Annotated in this window: 15 protein-coding genes; 14 read left to right on the forward strand and 1 reads right to left on the reverse strand. The window is 64.4% G+C overall.

Going from position 1 to position 17,591, the window contains the following annotated elements; all coding sequences use genetic code 11:
• The 12 genes from WAN02_RS09190 to WAN02_RS09245 form a co-directional block, all read left to right on the forward strand.
• A partial coding sequence (locus WAN02_RS09190) for a cytochrome P450 (protein WP_422263845.1) occupies positions 1-1,107 on the forward strand: 1,107 nt, incomplete at its 5' end.
• Positions 1,104-2,252 (forward strand): acyl-CoA dehydrogenase family protein, encoded by a 1,149-nt coding sequence (locus WAN02_RS09195; RefSeq protein WP_422263846.1) that lies wholly within the window; start codon positions 1,104-1,106, stop codon positions 2,250-2,252. The genes WAN02_RS09190 and WAN02_RS09195, both read left to right, overlap by 4 nt.
• Positions 2,249-3,217, forward strand: a complete 969-nt coding sequence (locus WAN02_RS09200) for an acyl-CoA dehydrogenase family protein (protein ID WP_422263847.1) — start codon at positions 2,249-2,251, stop codon at positions 3,215-3,217. The genes WAN02_RS09195 and WAN02_RS09200 overlap by 4 nt, the downstream gene beginning before the upstream one ends.
• Entirely contained in the window at positions 3,217-4,884 is a 1,668-nt protein-coding gene (locus tag WAN02_RS09205) for an AMP-binding protein (RefSeq protein WP_422263848.1), read from the forward strand. The genes WAN02_RS09200 and WAN02_RS09205 overlap by 1 nt, the downstream gene beginning before the upstream one ends.
• Positions 4,877-5,716, forward strand: coding sequence for an enoyl-CoA hydratase/isomerase family protein (locus tag WAN02_RS09210; protein WP_422263849.1), 840 nt, complete (start codon positions 4,877-4,879; stop codon positions 5,714-5,716). Before WAN02_RS09205 ends, WAN02_RS09210 begins: the two co-directional genes overlap by 8 nt.
• A 63-nt stretch (positions 5,717-5,779) precedes the next feature.
• Positions 5,780-7,399, forward strand: coding sequence for an AMP-binding protein (locus WAN02_RS09215; protein WP_422263850.1), 1,620 nt, complete (start codon positions 5,780-5,782; stop codon positions 7,397-7,399).
• 45 nt (positions 7,400-7,444) lie between these two features.
• Positions 7,445-9,136: an AMP-binding protein gene (locus WAN02_RS09220; RefSeq protein WP_422263851.1), complete on the forward strand. Its 1,692-nt coding sequence runs from the start codon at positions 7,445-7,447 to the stop codon at positions 9,134-9,136.
• A gap of 2 nt (positions 9,137-9,138) precedes the next feature.
• Entirely contained in the window at positions 9,139-9,906 is a 768-nt protein-coding gene (locus tag WAN02_RS09225) for an SDR family NAD(P)-dependent oxidoreductase (RefSeq protein WP_422263859.1), read from the forward strand.
• Positions 9,907-9,948: 42 nt separating this feature from the next.
• Positions 9,949-10,677 (forward strand): TetR/AcrR family transcriptional regulator, encoded by a 729-nt coding sequence (locus tag WAN02_RS09230; protein ID WP_422263852.1) that lies wholly within the window; start codon positions 9,949-9,951, stop codon positions 10,675-10,677.
• Positions 10,670-11,509: an acyl-CoA thioesterase gene (locus WAN02_RS09235; protein ID WP_422263853.1), complete on the forward strand. Its 840-nt coding sequence runs from the start codon at positions 10,670-10,672 to the stop codon at positions 11,507-11,509. Before WAN02_RS09230 ends, WAN02_RS09235 begins: the two co-directional genes overlap by 8 nt.
• A 188-nt stretch (positions 11,510-11,697) precedes the next feature.
• On the forward strand, positions 11,698-12,870 hold the full coding sequence (locus WAN02_RS09240; protein WP_422263854.1) for an acetyl-CoA C-acyltransferase: 1,173 nt from the start codon (positions 11,698-11,700) through the stop codon (positions 12,868-12,870).
• A gap of 92 nt (positions 12,871-12,962) precedes the next feature.
• Positions 12,963-14,162 carry an acyl-CoA dehydrogenase family protein gene (locus WAN02_RS09245; protein ID WP_422263855.1) on the forward strand — a complete coding sequence of 400 codons (1,200 nt, stop codon included), beginning with the start codon at positions 12,963-12,965 and terminating at the stop codon, positions 14,160-14,162.
• Positions 14,163-14,226: 64 nt separating this feature from the next.
• On the opposite strand, the gene WAN02_RS09250 is transcribed toward WAN02_RS09245, so the two are convergent.
• On the reverse strand, positions 14,227-14,619 hold the full coding sequence (locus tag WAN02_RS09250; protein ID WP_422263856.1) for a nuclear transport factor 2 family protein: 393 nt from the start codon (positions 14,617-14,619) through the stop codon (positions 14,227-14,229).
• 510 nt (positions 14,620-15,129) lie between these two features.
• Here WAN02_RS09250 and WAN02_RS09255 point away from each other — a divergent pair.
• Together WAN02_RS09255 and WAN02_RS09260 are read left to right on the forward strand one after the other, a co-directional pair.
• Positions 15,130-16,419 carry an LLM class flavin-dependent oxidoreductase gene (locus WAN02_RS09255; RefSeq protein WP_422263857.1) on the forward strand — a complete coding sequence of 430 codons (1,290 nt, stop codon included), beginning with the start codon at positions 15,130-15,132 and terminating at the stop codon, positions 16,417-16,419.
• A gap of 350 nt (positions 16,420-16,769) precedes the next feature.
• A partial coding sequence (locus WAN02_RS09260; protein ID WP_422263858.1) for a spirocyclase AveC family protein occupies positions 16,770-17,591 on the forward strand: 822 nt, incomplete at its 3' end.

The following is a 17,591-nucleotide window of genomic DNA, read 5'->3' on the forward strand; positions in this document are numbered from 1 at the left end:
CAAGAGCGCTGCCCGATTGGTTGGAGCGAACAGCAGGGTGGCAATTGGGTGCTGACGCACTACGAAGATATCTGGAATGTGGAGCGCAATACCGAAGTATTCTCCTCGGCACAGGGTGTCTCGATGCCCTGGCATGGGATGGCGCCGCTGCCGCCCATCGAGGTGGATCCCCCACTGCACACGGTTTACAGATCTGCTCTGGTTAAACACTTTTCGCCGGCTGCGATGGCAAAGCAGGAGCCGCATGCGCGTGAGGTCGTGAGCGGCCTGATCGACACGTTCATCGAGGATGGTCACGCCGACCTGGCAACGCAGTTGACGATGCCGCTGCCTGCGATCGTGAACACTCCGGTGCTTGGCATTCCGGTAGCGGACCGTTACACCTTTCAAACGTGGGGGGCCGCTCTGCTGTCCTCGGCGGGCCAGGACCTGGAGGCGATCGGGTCGTGCATGGGCTATTTCGCCGAGATGTACCACGAGGTCAGGCGTGAACCGCGTGATGATGACATGCCGACGATTCTGACCCGCATCGAGATCGATGGCGCCCCAATGGATCAGACACAGTTCATTCTCGCAATGATCATGATCATGGTGGGAGGGCTCGATACGACCACCAACAGCGGCGCGCTGATGTTCGATTACCTTGCCAAGCACCCTGATCAGCGTCGCCAGCTGATCGAGGATCCGGGTCTGATCCCTTCTGCGGTCGAGGAACTCCTGCGTCACCTGACGCCACTGCCCGCCCTGTTCCGGACCACCACGCAGGCTACGACGCTGCACGGGCGGGAGATCGCCGAGGGCGAGAAGGTGCAACTGTGCTATATGGCGGCCAATCACGATCCGGCGGAGTTCCCCGACCCCGAGACGATTGACCTGACGCGCTCGCCCAACCGGCATTTGTCGTTCGGCGTCGGAGTGCACCGTTGCCTCGGTGCGGCACTGGCGCGCATGGAACTCAAAGTGCTTCTCGAGGAATCGCTTCCACGCCTGGGCGACTACGAGCTCGTCGAACCAATCGCACGGTACGCCAGCATCACCCGCGGTGTGACAAACCTCAAAGTCCGATTCAGCCCAGGAAAGCGGCGCGGCGCGACCGGTTCGGCATGAGGCTGGGAGACGACGAACGCCAGGCCGAGCTGAGGGCCCGGCTACGCGCCTGGCTGGCCCACACCGTCCCGGGGCTTCCGTCGCCGCCGCCGCGCGACGACCATTGGGGTCGAAGGACTTACGATCTGGATTGGCAGCGGCGACTGTCTGATGCCGGCTTCGCCGGAATGGACTGGCCGGTCGAGTTCGGCGGACAGGGCGGCACCGCGGCCGAGCAGTTGATCTTCCTCGAGGAGACGGGCCGTGCCAACGCTCCTGCGGTCGGGGTGAACCTGGTTGGACTGATGCACGCCGGGCCGACCCTGGTAGCGATGGCCGACGACGACATTCGCAACCGGCTGGTACCGCCCATCCTGCACGGTGACACGGTGTGGTGCCAGGGGTTCAGTGAGCCCGGAGCGGGATCCGATCTGGCCGCCCTGCGTACCCGCGCCGAACGCGACGGCAACGATTACGTCATTACCGGCCAAAAGATCTGGAGCACCAATGCGCATGTCGCGGACTGGTGCGAGATGGTGGTTCGTACCGATCCCGAGTCGTCGGGGCACCAGGGGTTGAGCTGGCTGGCTGTACCGATGGACTCTGCCGGCATCGAAGTCCGCCCCATCAAGACGATCGATGGTGGAGCAGACTTCTGCGAGGTCTTTCTCGACGGGGTCCGATGCCCGGTGTCGCATCGCGTTGGCGATGAAGGCGGTGGCTGGCAGGTTGCGATGGCCACCCTTACACATGAACGCCTATTGGCGTTCACGGGGGATCTGGTCGCGGCCACCACACTTGCCGAGGAGCTCGCCGCGCGGGTTCACGAGGCTGAACTCGTTAGCGAACTCGCCGTGCTGCGAGCCGAACTCGCTTCGGCCTGGGCGTTGTTGCGCCGGAACGTCTCCGCGTCGGCGTACGGTCAGGCTCCGCGGTTCGAGGTATCGACGTTCAAACTCGGTTTCTCGCGATTGGCCAACCGGCTGGGAGCGCTGGCCGCACCGGTGGCGACTGCAGCATTGAGCGGCCCCGATCGGGAATGGGCCTCCGATGTTCTGCGGCAACGGTTGTGGACATTCGCGATCGAGATCGCTGGCGGGACATCGCAAATCCAGCGAGACATCATCTCCGAACGGTTACTGGGACTGCCAAGGAGCGCACGGTGAATCTTGAGTTGGACGATGATCAGCGCGCGTTGGTGTCGACAACCACCGATATCTGCGAGTCGCTCGCCGCGGATTGGCGCGATCTCTCGTCGGCACGTCACGCGGGCCTTGGAGAACTCGGTTCGGTCGGTGTCCTGGGCGTGCGCCATCCGGAGCCGGACGGAAGTGGTTTCGGGCCCGTCGAATCCGCTCTCGTCGCGCAGGTGTGCGGTGCTGCGCTCGCCCCGACGGCACTTCTGGTGTGGGCCGATCTTGTCGGCACTGCCGTACCGGGGGCACTCAGCGGTGCGGTGTCGGTCACCGGAGCGCTAGCGCCGGGGTGTGCCGTCAGCTTCGGCGGCGCGACGGACATCACCGTGCTGGCTGATACCGCCGGCGCGCGGGCGTTCGCGACCGATGCCCTGGACTGGACACCGCTGCCGGAACTGGATCCCGCGGCGCCACGCGCCCTTGTGCGTGTTCCATCGTCCGAAGCCGGCACGCTGATCGCCGATGCGGAAAGGGTCCGGATGTGGCGGTGGCAGTTCAGCATCCTGACTGCGGCCCACTTGGTTGGGATCGGGAGCGGCGCGGTCGAGGCTTCGGTGGCCTATGCCAAGGACCGCAACCAGTTCGGCAAACCGATCGGCAGCTTTCAAGCGATCAAGCATCTTTTGGCCGACGCCTACACCGGCGTGGAGATGGCGCGCAGCCAGGTGTTGGTTGCCGCGCTGTGCTGGGCCGAAAGCGATGCTGGTGCGCCGGTACAGGGCACCGCGGCCGCTTTGGTGGCCGGCCGCGCTGCGGTCGCGGCCGGCGAGACGGCCATCCAGGTGCACGGCGGGATGGGATTCACCAGCGAGGCGATTCCGCACCGTTTCTACAAGAGAGCCTTGTGTTTGCAAGACGACCTCGGCGGCAGCCTGAGCCTGGCGCGGCAGCTTGCGGACCAAGACCTCACCCTGCAGTCGGCGGCGAGTCGGTGATGACCGCGTCCCTTGACGACGGGCCCGCCATCCGCGCCAGGTCGCTGGGCGGTGTTGACCGCACCGCGGCCGTGGTCCACCAATCGCTTCGCTACTGGGCAGTCCAACGGCCCACCGCCCCGTTTGTGAAATGCCGCGGCGACTGGGTGACCTACGCGGAACTGGATGCCCGGTCAGATCGGGTGGCGGCCGGGTTGGCCGCGGCCGGGGTTCGGCCGGGTGACCGGGTGGCCGTAGTGCTGGACAATTGCGACGAATTCGTCGACACCGTTTTCGCCTGCTCCAAACTCGGCGCGACACAGGTGCCGCTGAACACCTACCTGCGCGGAGAGTTCCTGCGGTATCAGCTGACTGACTGTGGCGCCACCACGCTGATCGCCGATCGCAGCGGCATCGCCGCCTACCAGCAGATCAGTGACCGGACCATCGTGGAACATGTTGTCAGTGTCGGGTGCAGGGTTGTCGGTGCCGTGCCGTTCGACGAGCTGCGTGCCTGCACAGGGCCGCTGCCGGACACCGTTGTCACCGCCGAGGACATCGCGGCGATCGTCTACACGTCAGGCACCACGGGTATGCCGAAAGGATGCGTGCTGTCGCACGGATACCTGACCCTGGTGCCCAGCGCCTACCTCGAGGCGCACTGGGTGATTCCCGGTGACCGCATCTGCACGCCGTTTCCGCTCTTCCACCTCAGCGGGCAGACCATCGTCATGCAGACCGCGTTACAACTGGGCATCAGTGTCTTTGTGACGCCGTCGTTTTCGGCAAGCACGTTCATGTGCTCGGCGCGCGACGAGGGCGCTACCATGTTGTTCGGCATCGGGGCGATGGCGATGGCGATCCTGGCCCAGCCTGTCAGGACCTCGGAGCCCCGGGGTTTTCGGCTCGCAACGTGGATACCGATGACCCCGGAGGCGCAACTGGAGTTCGAGCGCCGGTTCGACACGCCAACCATCTGTGAGGGTTACGGCCAAACCGAATGCGCACCGGCGATGATCAACCACATCAGCGGCGATCGTCGACGCCAAACTTCGGGCAAACCTGTTCCCTACCTTGATATTGCGGTCGTCGACGACCACGACTGGCCGGTGCCGACCGGCCGGGTTGGTGAGATCGTCATCAGGCCGCGCCGCCCGGAGGCGATGTACTCCGGCTATTGGGGCAACCCGGTGGCCACCACCCAGGCTTGGCGTAATCTCTGGCATCACACCGGCGACTATGCCTACGCAGACGAAGACGGATTCATCACGTTCACTGATCGCAAGAAGGACGCACTGCGGCGGCGCGGCGAGAACGTGTCGTCACTGGAACTCGAAAATGCCATCCTCGACCATCCCCGGGTCGCGGCGTGCGCGGTGCACGCGGTGGCCACGCGGTTGTCCGAAGACGACATCAAGGCCTGTATCGTGCCCGCCGGCGAAGAGATCCTTACGGTGGAGGAACTCTTCGACCACTTCGTCAGTGCGCTACCGTATTTCGCCGTACCGGCGTACGTCGAGTTCCTCGACGCACTGCCGACCAATGCGCTGGGCCGCGTCATGAAGCACGAGTTACGGGCGCGCGGGATCACACCTGAAACGATCGACCTCGCCGAGCGCGGCCTCGTCGTGCGCCGTGATCAGCGTCGAGGCGATCTCGCCGCAAGGAGTAACGCCGATCATGTCTGACGTCCGCAGCGAACGCCACGGCCCGGTTGTCGTCATCACCTTCGACCGTCCCGCCAACGCCAACAGCGTCGGGGGCGCCCTTTTCGCCGACCTGCTCGCCGCGCTCGAGGAGGCCGACAGAGACGAGCGTGTCGGCGCAATCGTCACGACCGGAGCCGGGCGGACTTACTGTGTCGGTGCCGACGCGTCCGAACTCGGAACCGCGCTGGACCGGGGGCCGATACAGCTGGGGGACATCGGAGTTGACGGTCTGGGCGGCCGGAAAGGACTCAGCCCGCAGTCGCAGTCACAGATCCAGGCCGACCATCTCGGCATCGGGCGGTGGGTCCTGCGTGTACTGGACATCGGCGCTCCGATGGTGGCTGCGGTCAACGGGCCCGCGGCGGGCGGTGGTTTCGCCCTCGCGCTGCTGCACGACGTCCGAATCGCCGCGACGACAGCCAGGTTCCACGCCGCCATGCCCATCATCGGACTGGCGCCCGAGATGGGCATGAGCTGGCTGTTACCCCGTGTCCTCGGCTCGGGCAGAGCATTTGACGTCTTGACGCGGACGTCGCCGGTCGAGGCGCCAGAAGCACTGTCACTGGGCCTGGTCACCCAGTTGGTCGATTCCGACGGGCTGATGGACGCCGCGCTGGCCAGGGCCACCGCATTGGCTTCGTTGCCAACTCAGAGTGCCAGGGCGGCCAAACGCCTGCTGCGGGCAGCCTGGTCGTCGTCGATCAGTGAACAACTGGAACGGGAATGGATGGTTCAGCGGCAGTTGTTCGCCCACGCCGACACGACGGACGCGCTGCGGCGGATGGCGAACCGTCACCAGGGGAAGTCATGAGTCCAACCGAGGGCATGCCGGCGAGTGCGCCCAGTCTGCCCCTACCGACGCAAAGGTGCATCGATGAGCAGACCCTGGGAGCCTGACGAACTCGCCGAGATCAACCGTTGGCGGGTTGTTCCGGACCGCCTGCGCCACTGGGCGCGCACCGAGCCCGATCGACCGTTCTTCCGTTGTGGCAGCGGCTGGTTGACCTTCGGGCAAGTTGACTCCAAGACCGACGCCGTCGCCGGTGGACTGTCGAAGATCGGTATCACCAAAGGCGACCGGGTGGCCGTCATGTTGCCGAACTGCGAAGAGGCATACCTGGGGGTACTCGCGTTGGCCAAGCTCGGTGCGATCCAGGTACCGCTCAACACCTACCTCAAGGGCGAGTTCCTTCGGCACCAACTTGCCGACTCCGGAACGACGTGCCTACTCAGTGATGCGCCCGGTATCGCCGAAGCGATGCGCGTTCGCGGCGAACTGAGCGACCTACGGCACTTCGTCAGCATCGGAGACCAGACGGTTTCTGGCGCAATGGGTTTCGGCGAGCTCGTGGACAGCGACCTGTCGTGTCCCGACCACGACATCGCCGCGCGCGACCCGATGGCGATCATGTACACCTCCGGCACGACCGGACTGCCCAAAGGGTGTGTACTGAGCCAGGGCTACTACATGTTCCTTCCCCGGGGCTGGTTCGAAAGCGATTGGTTCCGCCCGGATGAGCGGGTGATCACCGCCTTGCCGATGTTTCATATCGCCGGTCAGGGTATGACGCTCATGTCGGCATTGCAGGGCGGTTTGGCGACGACATTCCTTCGGTCATTCAGCGCCGGTCGGTTCATCGCGCAATGCCGCGAGGCCGGCGCAACCGCCGCGTTCGGGGTGGGGCCAATGGGGATGGCGGTGCTTGCCACCCCGCCCAGACACGACGACCGTGACCACAACCTGCGGATCACCGTCTTCCCACCGATGGCGCCCGCGGCGCGCCAACAGTTCCAGCAGCGCTTCGGAGTTGGTGTGGTCAGCGAGGCGTACGGCCAGACCGAATGCAATCCGATCGCGCTGAGTCCGCTCGATGTGCATTCGGCTCAGCCGGGCGTGCTGGGTGCGCCTGCTGCGTGGGTCGACGTCGAGATCCTCGACGACAACGATCAGCCGGTACTCGACGGCCAACCGGGTGAGATAGCGATCCGGCCCCGGGAGCCGATGGTGATGTTCGATGGGTACTGGAACAATCCGGCCGCCACCGTTGCGACCAGCCGCACGCTATGGCACCACACCGGAGATGTGGCGCGACGAGCCGAGGACGGCCGTCTGGTCTTCTTCGACCGCAAGAAGGACGCCATTCGACGCCGTGGGGAGAATATTTCCTGCGTCGAGGTGGAAGCCGCGATCGTCAAGCATCCGGATATCAAAGCTGTTGCGACACATGCCGTCCCGTCGGCACTGGGTGAAGACGATCTGAAGGCCTGGATCGTGGCCGAGCCAGGCGCGGCGTTGACACCCGATGGGATGCACGCCTTCCTCGTCGGAGCGCTGCCCTATTTCGCTGTGCCTCGCTACGTGGAACTCATCGACGAACTGCCGGTGAATGCCCTGAACAGGGTGCAGAAGTTCAAGCTGACCGAGCGGGGGAACGAGAACGCATGGGATTTCGACAAACTGGGCTTGGGTATCTCGCGAGATAAGAGGCGTTGAACAGCCAACTTGCGTTTTCAGCCGAACGTTCGATAAGTTGCTTTCGTGGCGGATGCGGTGACTACGGCGACGGCTGATCCTCCGGTCGAGATCAACATCGGCGAACTGTTCACGGCCGTGGCTGCCCGACACCCGGACCGGCCCGCGATCATCCGCGGCGATGACGTACAGACTTATCGCAACCTGGCGGAGCGGTCCGCGCGCCTGGCCCGGCTTCTCAGCGATCGCGGTTTGGGATGCTTCGCCGAGCGGCGCGACCTCGCGGGGCACGAGAGCGGGCAGCACATGCTCGCTCAGTATCTGCACAACGGACAGGAATACATCGAGGGACTGCTCGGCGGATTCCGGGCCCGGGTCGCGCCTTTCAATGTCAATTACCTCTACCGCGCCGACGAACTGCTCTACTTGCTGGAGGATGCCGCGCCGGCGGTTATTCAGTACCACGCGGCGTTTGCTCCGCAGTTGGCCGAAGTCCTGCCGAAGCTGACGACGGTGCCGCTGCTGTTACAGGTGAGCGACGACAGTGCCAACCCGCTGCTTGCCGGGGCACTCGACTACGAAGCGGCCCTGGCGGGCTCCGATCTCGCGATCGACACCCATCCTTCTCCGGATGACCTGTACGTCATCTACACGGGCGGAACCACCGGGATGCCGAAAGGGGTGCTGTGGCGGCAGGCCGACGCCGCGGTCTCGACGATCGGAATCACGAGCCGGCGGCAGGCCCGCGAATGGCAGTCGGTGACCGAGATCGTCGATGCGGTTCGGTCGCGGCCGTCGCGGGTTTTGCCGTGCGCACCGTTGATGCATGGCGCATCACAGTGGGCGGCGCTCGGATTCCTGTGTGAGGGCAACACTGTCGTGTTCCCTGAGCGGGCCGAATCCTTCCGCCCCGCTGATGTTCTCAGCGCCGTAGAGCAACACCGTGTCACCGCTGTGACGATCGTGGGTGACGCTTTTGCCTATCCGCTCGTCGAGGAGCTCGACCGCCACCAGCATGACGTGTCGTCGCTGCGTGTTGTGGTGTCCGGAGGCGCGGCCCTGCACGCAACGGCACGAAACCGGCTGCACGAGCTCGTCCCCGGCCTTCGGATCGTCGAGAATATCGGGTCCTCGGAGTCGGGTGTTCAGGGCAGCCGTGGGACCACCGCGGTGGGCCATGACGGAGCCTTCGTTCCCGACCGCTCCACGCTGGTGGCCTCCGAGGACATGACCTCGTTCCTCAGGTCCGGTGACGACGCGACGGGCTGGCTTGCCCGCCGCGGACGCATCCCGCTGGGCTATCTAGGCGATCCGGCGAAAACGGCGCGCACCTTTCCGGTCGTCGATGGCGTCCGTGTGACGATCCCCGGCGATCGGGCCAGGCTGCGAGCCGATGGCGAAGTCGAGCTGCTCGGGCGGGATTCTCTGACGATCAACACCGGTGGGGAGAAGGTGTTCGTCGAGGAAGTCGAGTCCGTCCTCAAGGACTATCCCGGCATCGTGGATGCTCTCGTTGTCGGTAGGCCCAGCGCGCGGTGGGGCACGGAAGTCGCCGCCGTGGTGGCCGCGCGTCCCGTGTTGAATACCGAGGAGCTCCTGCAGTTCTGTCGTCGCAGGCTCGCTCGCTACAAGGTTCCGAAATGCGTGCACGTCGTCGACCTCATCCGCCGTAATCCCAGTGGGAAGGGCGATTACGGGTGGGCAGCGGAGCAGGTCCTCGAGCCCGCAATAGGACCGCAACCGAATGAAATGGAGTGACTGTGGACATTGACGGCGTCTCAGCGATCGTCACCGGCGGAGCGTCGGGTCTGGGTGAGGCGACCGCGCGGGCGCTGACTGCCGGCGGCGCTCGTGTGGTGATCCTGGACCGGCACGCCGAGGCGGGCCAACGGGTCGCCGATCAGATCGGCGGGGTGTACATGCTTGCTGACGTCAGCGACGAGGACCAGGTCCAGGCGGCCGTCGACGCTGCCATCGGACTCGGACCCGTGCGCGTGCTGGTCAACTGCGCCGGGCTAGGGCCGGCAACCCGCATCGTCGATCGCGACGGCATTCCGATCCCGTTGAAGAAGTTCGAGTTCGTGGTCCGCGTCAACCTCATCGGTAGCTACAACTGTGCGCGCCTGGCTGCGGCGGCCATGGCCAAGTCGGAGCCCGGCCCCGATGGCGAACGCGGTGTCATTCTGCACACCGCGTCGGTGGCTGCGTTCGACGGGCAGATCGGTCAGACACCCTATTCGGCGGCCAAGGGCGGTGTCGTGGCCATGACCCTGCCGATGGCCCGCGATCTTGCCTTGCACGGCATCCGGGTAAACACGATCGCGCCAGGGCTGATCGACACACCGATCTACGGCGAAGGGGAGAAGGCCGAGGCCTTCAAGGCCAAGCTCGGGACCAGTGTGGTGTTTCCGCAGCGACTCGGGCGCTCCGATGAGTTTGCCTCGCTGGCGCTGGAACTGATCACTAACAGCTACATGAACGGCGAAGTCGTCCGGCTCGACGGTGCCGTTCGACTCCCGCCGCGCTGACAGCATCGTCAACCGAGCCACTGGAGGTGCGAGACTGTGTCGGTGACCGAAGAGCGTCCAGCCCCCCGACGTGGGGCTGCTGCCAAGGGATCCGGGTCACGCAGCGCCGCACGGCGCGCTGAGCGAAACAGCCAGGCCGCGCTGACAGCTCTGCGTCAAGTCGCCCTACGTGAGTTCGTCGCGTCGGGGTACTACGCAGTCTCCATCCGCGATCTGGCCCGCGAGGCGGGTATCACGTTGTCGGTGCTGTACCACTACTACACCAGCAAACAGGAACTGCTCTATCAGGTGCTCAACGACGCGGTTGATGCATTTCACACCATCTACGAACAACGGATGACGGAGATAGGCCCGGGCGCCGATCCAGTGTCGTCCTTCCTTCTTCTGGTCGATGCGACGGTGCGCTACCGCGCCTTGCTGCCCAACGAGAGTCTGCTCTTCATCCGCGAATTGCGTAATCTGGAGCCCCAATTCGCGGATCGCCTTGCAACCAGGCGCGACGAAGTGGCGCATCTGTTCGCCGAGCTGATACGGGCGGGCGTCGAAAGTGGGGCTTTTGCGACGCCGTTTCCCGACGACGCGTGCCGCTCGCTGCTGGCGACGCTGAACGCTATCCCGAACTGGTATCGGAACGGTGGTGACATCACTGTCGAGCAATTGGTGGAGCGGTATCAGCGGCTGGCGCTTGTGATAGTGGAGTACGCCGCGCAGCAGGCCGCGAAAGACGGCCTGCCACAGGGCGCGACCGCGCCGGAGAAGCCTCGTGGCTAATCCGGAATTGCCGGTGCCCGACAAGGCCGGTGCCACCGTCCTGGACAGATTCGCCGTGGACCAGATCGCCGACCTCACCTGGCGTGGCCGCGACTGCGATCCCCTCGGCGGCCGGATGTATGGAGGCACGCTGGCCGCCAGGCTGCTCGCGGCGGCCCGCGCCGCAACTGTGGGTCCGCCCGCCACGAGCGGCCTCGATATCCATTTCCTGCAGCCCGCCGATGGTGGGCTGCCCGTCGACTATCACGTAGAACGCGCCCATGATGGACGCTCATCTGCGGTGCGGCGGGTGACGGCGACCCAGCATGGCCGGACCGTTGCGGTGGGCACAGTTTCGTTCCACACCCCCCGCGACGGTTGGTCGCACGGTCGGCGGGACCCCCGAGAGGAGCCAGATGGCCTGCCGGCGAAGGGATTACCGCATCGGGCGCGCGCGATCAGGGCCTCCGATTTCGACATTCGTTATCACGACGAGTCGACGCAGGAGCACGGGGTCGTTCGGCGACTGTGGTTCCGGGCGCTCGAGGACCTGCCCGCCGCGGTCGCCGTGCACGAGTGTGTCCTGACGTTCCTCAGCGACATCTATTTCTTTGAGCCCATCTGCCTCGAGCACGGCTACCAGGGCAACGACCGCACGATTCGGTATGGAACCACCCAGCACGCGATGTGGTTTCACCGGCGTCCCGTCCTCAGCGACTGGCTGCTCATTGAATCCCGCTCCCCGGTGTCGGCCGGCGGACGCGGATTGGTTTATGGCGAAGTACGCACCGTCTGTGGCGATCCCGTCGCCACGATCGTCCAAGAGGTGGCAATCGGTCTCGCGCCGGCGTGAGCACCGATAGTCGACGTCCAAGCGCCGCGTCATTCCGCGAGGATGCCGCGCTATGACGCTGTCGTTCTGTGGAAATCAAACTCCTGCAACACAATTGAACGCATTTACCGATGCTCGATGCCGTGTTGTAGCCGCCAATATCATATGTTATACATACAGTATGTTGACAGGCCGATCCGGAGGTGGGCATGCCTGATGTGGTGGTAGTGGAGGCCGTGCGGACGCCGTTCGGCAAGCGCGATGGTGCACTTGCAGGAATGCACTCGGTCGAGCTGCTCGGCGTGGTGCAGCAGGCTGTTCTGCAGCGCGCCGGGCTCGACCCCACCGCAGTGGATCAGGTGGTGGCCGGTTGTGTCGGGCAAGTCGGCATGCAGGCGTTCAACGTGGGTCGCGGAGCCTGGCTGACGGCGGGATTACCGGTGCAGACACCGGCGACCACAATCGATACTCAGTGCGGTTCCTCGCAACAGGCGGTGAATCTCGCGCACGCCTTGATCTCCTCGGGCGCCGCGAATGTGGTTCTCGCGTGCGGGGTGGAGGTGATGAGCACCGTGAAGATGGGTTCGACAGTGCCTCGCGACGGTCACCTGGGTAAGCCCGTCACCCGCAACTACTGGAAACACCACGAGTACACCAGCCAGTTCGAGGGGGCCGAACGGATAGCAGCACGGTGGGGGATCACCCGCGGCGACGCCGACGCATTCGGCAAGCTGTCCCAGGACCGCGCCAAGGTCGCGCAGGCCTCGGGGGCGTTCGCGACACAGTTTGTCGATGTCGACGCGCCGGCACTGGGCGATGACGGGGAGCCCACCGGCGAGACGCGCACCATCACTGCCGACGAGGGGGTCCGGGAGACAACGCTGGCAAAGCTGGCCACCCTCAAACCCACCGGCCGCGAGAACGGCGTGCACACCGCCGCGACGTCGTCGCAGATCTCCGATGGGGCATCGGCGGTGCTGTTGATGTCGGCGGAGGCCGCGGCAGGTCTGAGCCCGCTGGCCAAGGTGGTCGGGACGGCGCTGGTGGGCACCGACCCGGTACTGATGCTCACCGGCCCCATCGCTGCCACACGCCAATTGCTCGAGACGCACCGGCTCGCCATGTCCGATATCGATGTCGTGGAGATCAACGAGGCGTTCGCTTCGGTTGTGCTGGCCTGGGAACGCGAGTTGTCGCCGGACATGGCCACCGTGAATCCCAACGGCGGCGCCATCGCGATGGGTCATCCGCTGGGGGCAACGGGCTCCGCCCTCGTCGCCAAGACTGTGCACGAATTGGTTCGGAGCGACGGCGAATACGGTCTGATCACGATGTGTTGTGGCGGCGGGCTCGGCACCGGGACCCTCGTGCAACGCATCTGACGGCAACGATGGCCCACGCGCCGTTGCCGCGAAGCGCGCCGCGCTGGTTCGCCCGCCGACGCCGCCACCAGTAGGAGAGAAAGGGATCGGCCATGCTGCGCTGGACCGAGGAACAGACGTTGTACCGGCAGGCGGTGCGCAAATTCGTGGAGACGGTGGTCGTGCCACAACGCGAGGCGCTGGAGTTCGAGGGCTTGCCACCGTACGACGTGCTGCGTCAGTTCTACAAGGAGTTCGGCGTCGGAGAGAGCGCGATGGAGCGGTTCGAGGCGACAATGTCGGGTGGTCCGCGGCCACCTCGTGACTCGGCGGAAAAGCTGATCCCGTTGGTCGAATTCGCCCGGTGCAGCCCCGGTTTGGCGGTCGCCCTCGGCACCAGCATCGACCTGACTGCGGGTGCGATCCTTCGGGACGGGTCCGATGAACAGAAGCGGCGATGGGCTCCCGACCTGTTGACGCTGAGAAAGGTTGGCGCGTGGGCGATCACCGAGCCTGAGTCCGGGTCGGACGCGTTCGGCGGGATGCGTTCCAGCGCACGTCCCGTCGACGGGGGATGGGTCCTCAATGGCAGCAAGACGTACATCAGCAACGGCCCCTACGCGGACACACTGGTGTTCATCTGCAAGCTCGACGACGGGTCCGATACACCGTCTCGGCAGCGTCCCATCATGACCTTCGTCCTCGACAGTGGCATGCCCGGGCTGGTGCAGAGCAAGCCGCTGCGCAAGATGGGTCAGCATTCTTCGCCGACCGGTGAGCTTCACCTCGAGAACGTTCAGGTCAGCGAAGACCGGTTGCTCAAGGGACCACCGCGGAATGCCGCGAAGAGATCGGGCAGCTCGGGCGCGAGTTCTACGTTCGCCATGGAGCGGGCCAGCATCGCGGCGACCGCGTTGGGCATCATCGAGCGCTGTCTGCAACTGTCTGTCGCCTATGCCCGCGACCGTGTGCAATTCGGCAAGCCGATCGGTGACTATCAGCTTATCCAGCTCAAACTGGCCAAAATGGAAGTGGCGCGGCTCAATACCGAACACCTGTTGTTGCAGTACATGGCGATGGCCGACGCCGGCGTGCGACCGACGATGGCCGAGGCGTCAGCCGTCAAACTCTATGCGGCCCAGGCGGCAGTGGACGTCACGAGCGAGGCGGTGCAGGTGTTCGGCGGCAATGGCTACATGGCGGAGAACCACGTCGAACAGTTGTACCGCGACGCCAAAGTGCTGCAGATCTACGGCGGAACCGACGAGATCCAGGTGCGAACCATCGCTCGCGATCTGCTGAGCCGCACCTGAGCGCCGGGACCCCTGCGGTCCTGTTCCGTCGTAGCGTGAGGCCGTTGTGAAGGCGTCGTGAAGGCTAGGTGGTCGCGCTCACGATCGCGGCCGTGTCGAAGTAGTACGGGCGAATCTCCACCACTCGGCCGCCGCGCACTCGCCACACCTCGGCGACGCTGCTCTGGATTTCGCCGCGACGCGAGGTGAGGTTGACCAGGCCAACCGCCCTGTCGCCGTCCACGATGAGCTCATCGACGGTGAGCCGGGACATGTCGAAGGCCTCGAAGACGTACGCCAGCGCTTGCAACACATTCTGCAGTCCGCGGTGGACACCGGCGTTGGGCAGGCTGGCCGCTTCGTGCAGAACCACGTCGGGATCCAGAATCTCCACTATTGCCGCCATATCGGAATTGCCGGCCGCTGCGTATGCCGCGCTGATGACAGCGCGGGTTGTGGTCGTAGTTGGCGATTCCACATGCACCATGGTGTGTAGGCCTTTCCTCGCAAAGAGCCAAGGTTATCAGCCGTTCGGTTGTGAGCCACGGCGATTGCGCGAGGTTTCCGGGCCCGACCTGCGCCGAGGAGTGAAATCGCCTTTACCTAATGCACTTACGTGTATGTGGAGCGCATGATTCGGCTGCTCGTGCCAACCGTAAACCGATATTGTTACCGTCCAGGTGACTGCATCTTCAACCGTGCGGACGAACATTGCTGGTGGCAGCCGCGCATCGATCAGACGTGCTCGGTGACCGACGAAGCTGTGCCATACGTACGGTTGGATTCGGTCCAAAGTGACCGCCATGTACGGCGCGTTCAATGCTCGCTGATCGCGGGCTCGGGGCATAGCCCTGATGATTAAAGTGCCTTGGAACAGGCCAGTATCGCACCGGCGGTCCGCCGTGATTGATCGGTCGCGACCTTTTCAACCGAACGATTGACAGATTGACGTAACGCGGGTTACGTTACGACCCGCCGTGGTGTCCGGATGGACCTTCCCCCTGCCCGCGCTGTTCCGAACGACCGGAGGCGTCGGGCGGGGGTGGTCGCAGCGCTCGGCGACAGCGTGTTGTGCCACGTGTTCCTCGAGGAGAACGGAAGTGTTCGGATGGCCAAGGTGAAGCTCGGCAACGCAGGCGTGTACTTTCCCCCGGCCGACAACGTGCTGACCGGGGCCCAGATGGCCGACGCGACAGGTATCGATTTCTCGATCTTTTTCGACCAGTTGAACCTGACGATCCCACGCTCGATGTGGGTACCCGAATTGGTCAAGGCCGCGGCCAACTTTGACATCGACTGTTGGATGGATCCCTGGGTGCTTGCCGGATCGGCAGCCGTCGTCACCGAGAAAGTGCAGCTTTCGTGTGTCAGCGACGCGCTTCGTCGTCGACCTGCGAACCTGGCTCAGCTGGCGTTGAGCGTTGACCACATGAGCAAGGGCCGGTTCATGTTGTGCATGGGCGCCGGCGAGACCAAACAGTTTCGCCCGTACGGCTTGGAGCGTCGGAAGCCCTTCACTCATCTGGAGGAGTCGATAAAGATCATCAAGAAGCTCTGGGCGAGCCACGATCCCGTGTCGTATGACGGACCAATCTGGAAGCTGGAAGACGCCATCCTGAGCCTCAATCCGTACAACGTCGGCCAGCCGCCTCCGATCGTCGTGCTCGGCGGCCCGGGGCGTTCCATCGAGATCGCCGCCACCCACGCCGACGGGTGGGCGTCGTATTTTCCGGCATGTGGAGATGCTGAATGGTTCGCCGGCCGCCGCCAAGAGCTGCGCGAGTTCGCCGAGCGGGCCGGCCGGGACCCCGATGCTCAGATTCTCATGGGCATGTTCTTGTGTGTCATGGAGGAAACCGACGCGGCCGCCGAAGCGCTGTGCGACAACCTCGCATTGCGTTGGGACGCAGCGGTGATGATGCCGAGCGGAGCGTCATGGCACCAGTGGAACCCCGATAACCCCCCGCACCCGTTCGGCGACGAATTCCACTATGCCCGCGACCTGATTCCGATGGAGTGGTCACGCGAGGACGCGGTCCGAATCGCCCAGTCGGTCCCGCCCGAGATCGTGGCGCAATCCAAGTTCACCGGCAGTCCGAAGACGATCGCGAACATGATCGCGCCGTACATCGATGCGGGAATGACCCACGTTCTCGTCGCGAATTATGGCCAGCTCGTCACTACTGGAGACTTCAGCGACGCCGTCGCCAATGTCAATCTGCTCGCCGAGACCATGCAAAGCCTTCGCGACCACGTGGGTTCGGGCCTCGCGGTATGAGTTCCCCGGAATGTCGACCGATCAGTTGAGGATGGGGGCCGAACCATGTGGTCGCGCCATCCCGCCTCCGGCGGGGAACTCCGGCGTCGCAGCGCTACTGGGAGTCAATCGCAGCCCTGAAACGTCGACAAACACCTCGAACGATCGGTTGATAAGATGATGCGCGTTGGCTTAGGCTGCCACCAGTCAGGTGTAGCGCCGAGCAGAGGAGTCCAACTATGACGATCACCCGGACCCTTGCTTCGGAGCCCGATCGTCTTGTTCACCTGCCCAATCGGGGGCGGGGCGCGTTGACGTGGCTTTTCGCCGTAGCAGGTGCGGTGCTTCTTGCTTGGCAGGCGTCGACTTTCGTGCGGTGGATCGCGCGGGGCCACGTTGAGTCCATCGTTCGGTTTCGCGATCCCAGCGCGACATCGTGGGTTGCCGCCCGGGTATTCGAGCTGATGTTTCTCGCGATAACGATCGCGCTGATCGTATACATCGTGCGGAATACGCTGCGCCAGAAGAGGTTCACCCTAGACACGATGATCGCGGTTGCGCTCTTGTCATCGGCCTGGCTGGACCCTGCGTTCATGTTCTACAAGCAGATATTCCTTTACAGCTCGCAGTTCGCCAATGTGCGAGCCTGGTGCGGCGACATGCCCGGCGTCCTGAACACGCAATGCGGAAACACGCCAGAGCCCTTGATCGTTCCCCTTCTCTACGTCGATGTCCTCGTCGCAGCGCTGCTCGCGGCATGGGTGATAGGCAAGGTCCGTCCACGCGTGGGCAGTTGGAGTGTGTGGCATACCGTCGCCTGGGCTGGCCTGGTTGGTGCGGTGTTCGACTTCGTCATGGAAGTGCCTGCAGTTCGTCTCGGTTTGTGGAAGTACGCCTCAGGACCCGACCTGCTCGCACCGCCGGGGTTGCAAGATGCGAACCGGTATTCGCTGACCACGGCGTTCACGTTCGCCCTCATTACTGCTTCGGTAACTGCCCTTCGCATGCACCGCAACGACCGCGGCGAGAGCTTCTTAGAGCGGAATCAAACCCGAACGGTCCGAAGCCGATTCGTTTCACTTCTTGCCGTCGTCGGCTTCATTCAGCTCACGGTGATTGCCTCGTTCGCGCCCGCTATGCTCGCTGCACCCTACGCGGGCCCCTGGGAGCACTACCCCATGTACCTCACGAAC

Origin of the sequence: Mycobacterium sp., from assembly GCF_049281135.1 — a bacterium.
In the GTDB taxonomy this organism is placed as follows: domain Bacteria; phylum Actinomycetota; class Actinomycetes; order Mycobacteriales; family Mycobacteriaceae; genus Mycobacterium.

Coding starts and splice junctions, on each gene's coding strand:
- WAN02_RS09195 (WP_422263846.1), top strand. CDS start 1,104: ATGAGGCTGGGAGACGACGAACGCCAGGCCGAGCTGAGGGCCCGGCTA.
- WAN02_RS09205 (WP_422263848.1), top strand. CDS start 3,217: ATGACCGCGTCCCTTGACGACGGGCCCGCCATCCGCGCCAGGTCGCTG.
- WAN02_RS09210 (WP_422263849.1), top strand. CDS start 4,877: ATGTCTGACGTCCGCAGCGAACGCCACGGCCCGGTTGTCGTCATCACC.
- WAN02_RS09215 (WP_422263850.1), top strand. CDS start 5,780: ATGAGCAGACCCTGGGAGCCTGACGAACTCGCCGAGATCAACCGTTGG.
- WAN02_RS09240 (WP_422263854.1), top strand. CDS start 11,698: ATGCCTGATGTGGTGGTAGTGGAGGCCGTGCGGACGCCGTTCGGCAAG.
- WAN02_RS09245 (WP_422263855.1), top strand. CDS start 12,963: ATGCTGCGCTGGACCGAGGAACAGACGTTGTACCGGCAGGCGGTGCGC.
- WAN02_RS09255 (WP_422263857.1), top strand. CDS start 15,130: ATGGACCTTCCCCCTGCCCGCGCTGTTCCGAACGACCGGAGGCGTCGG.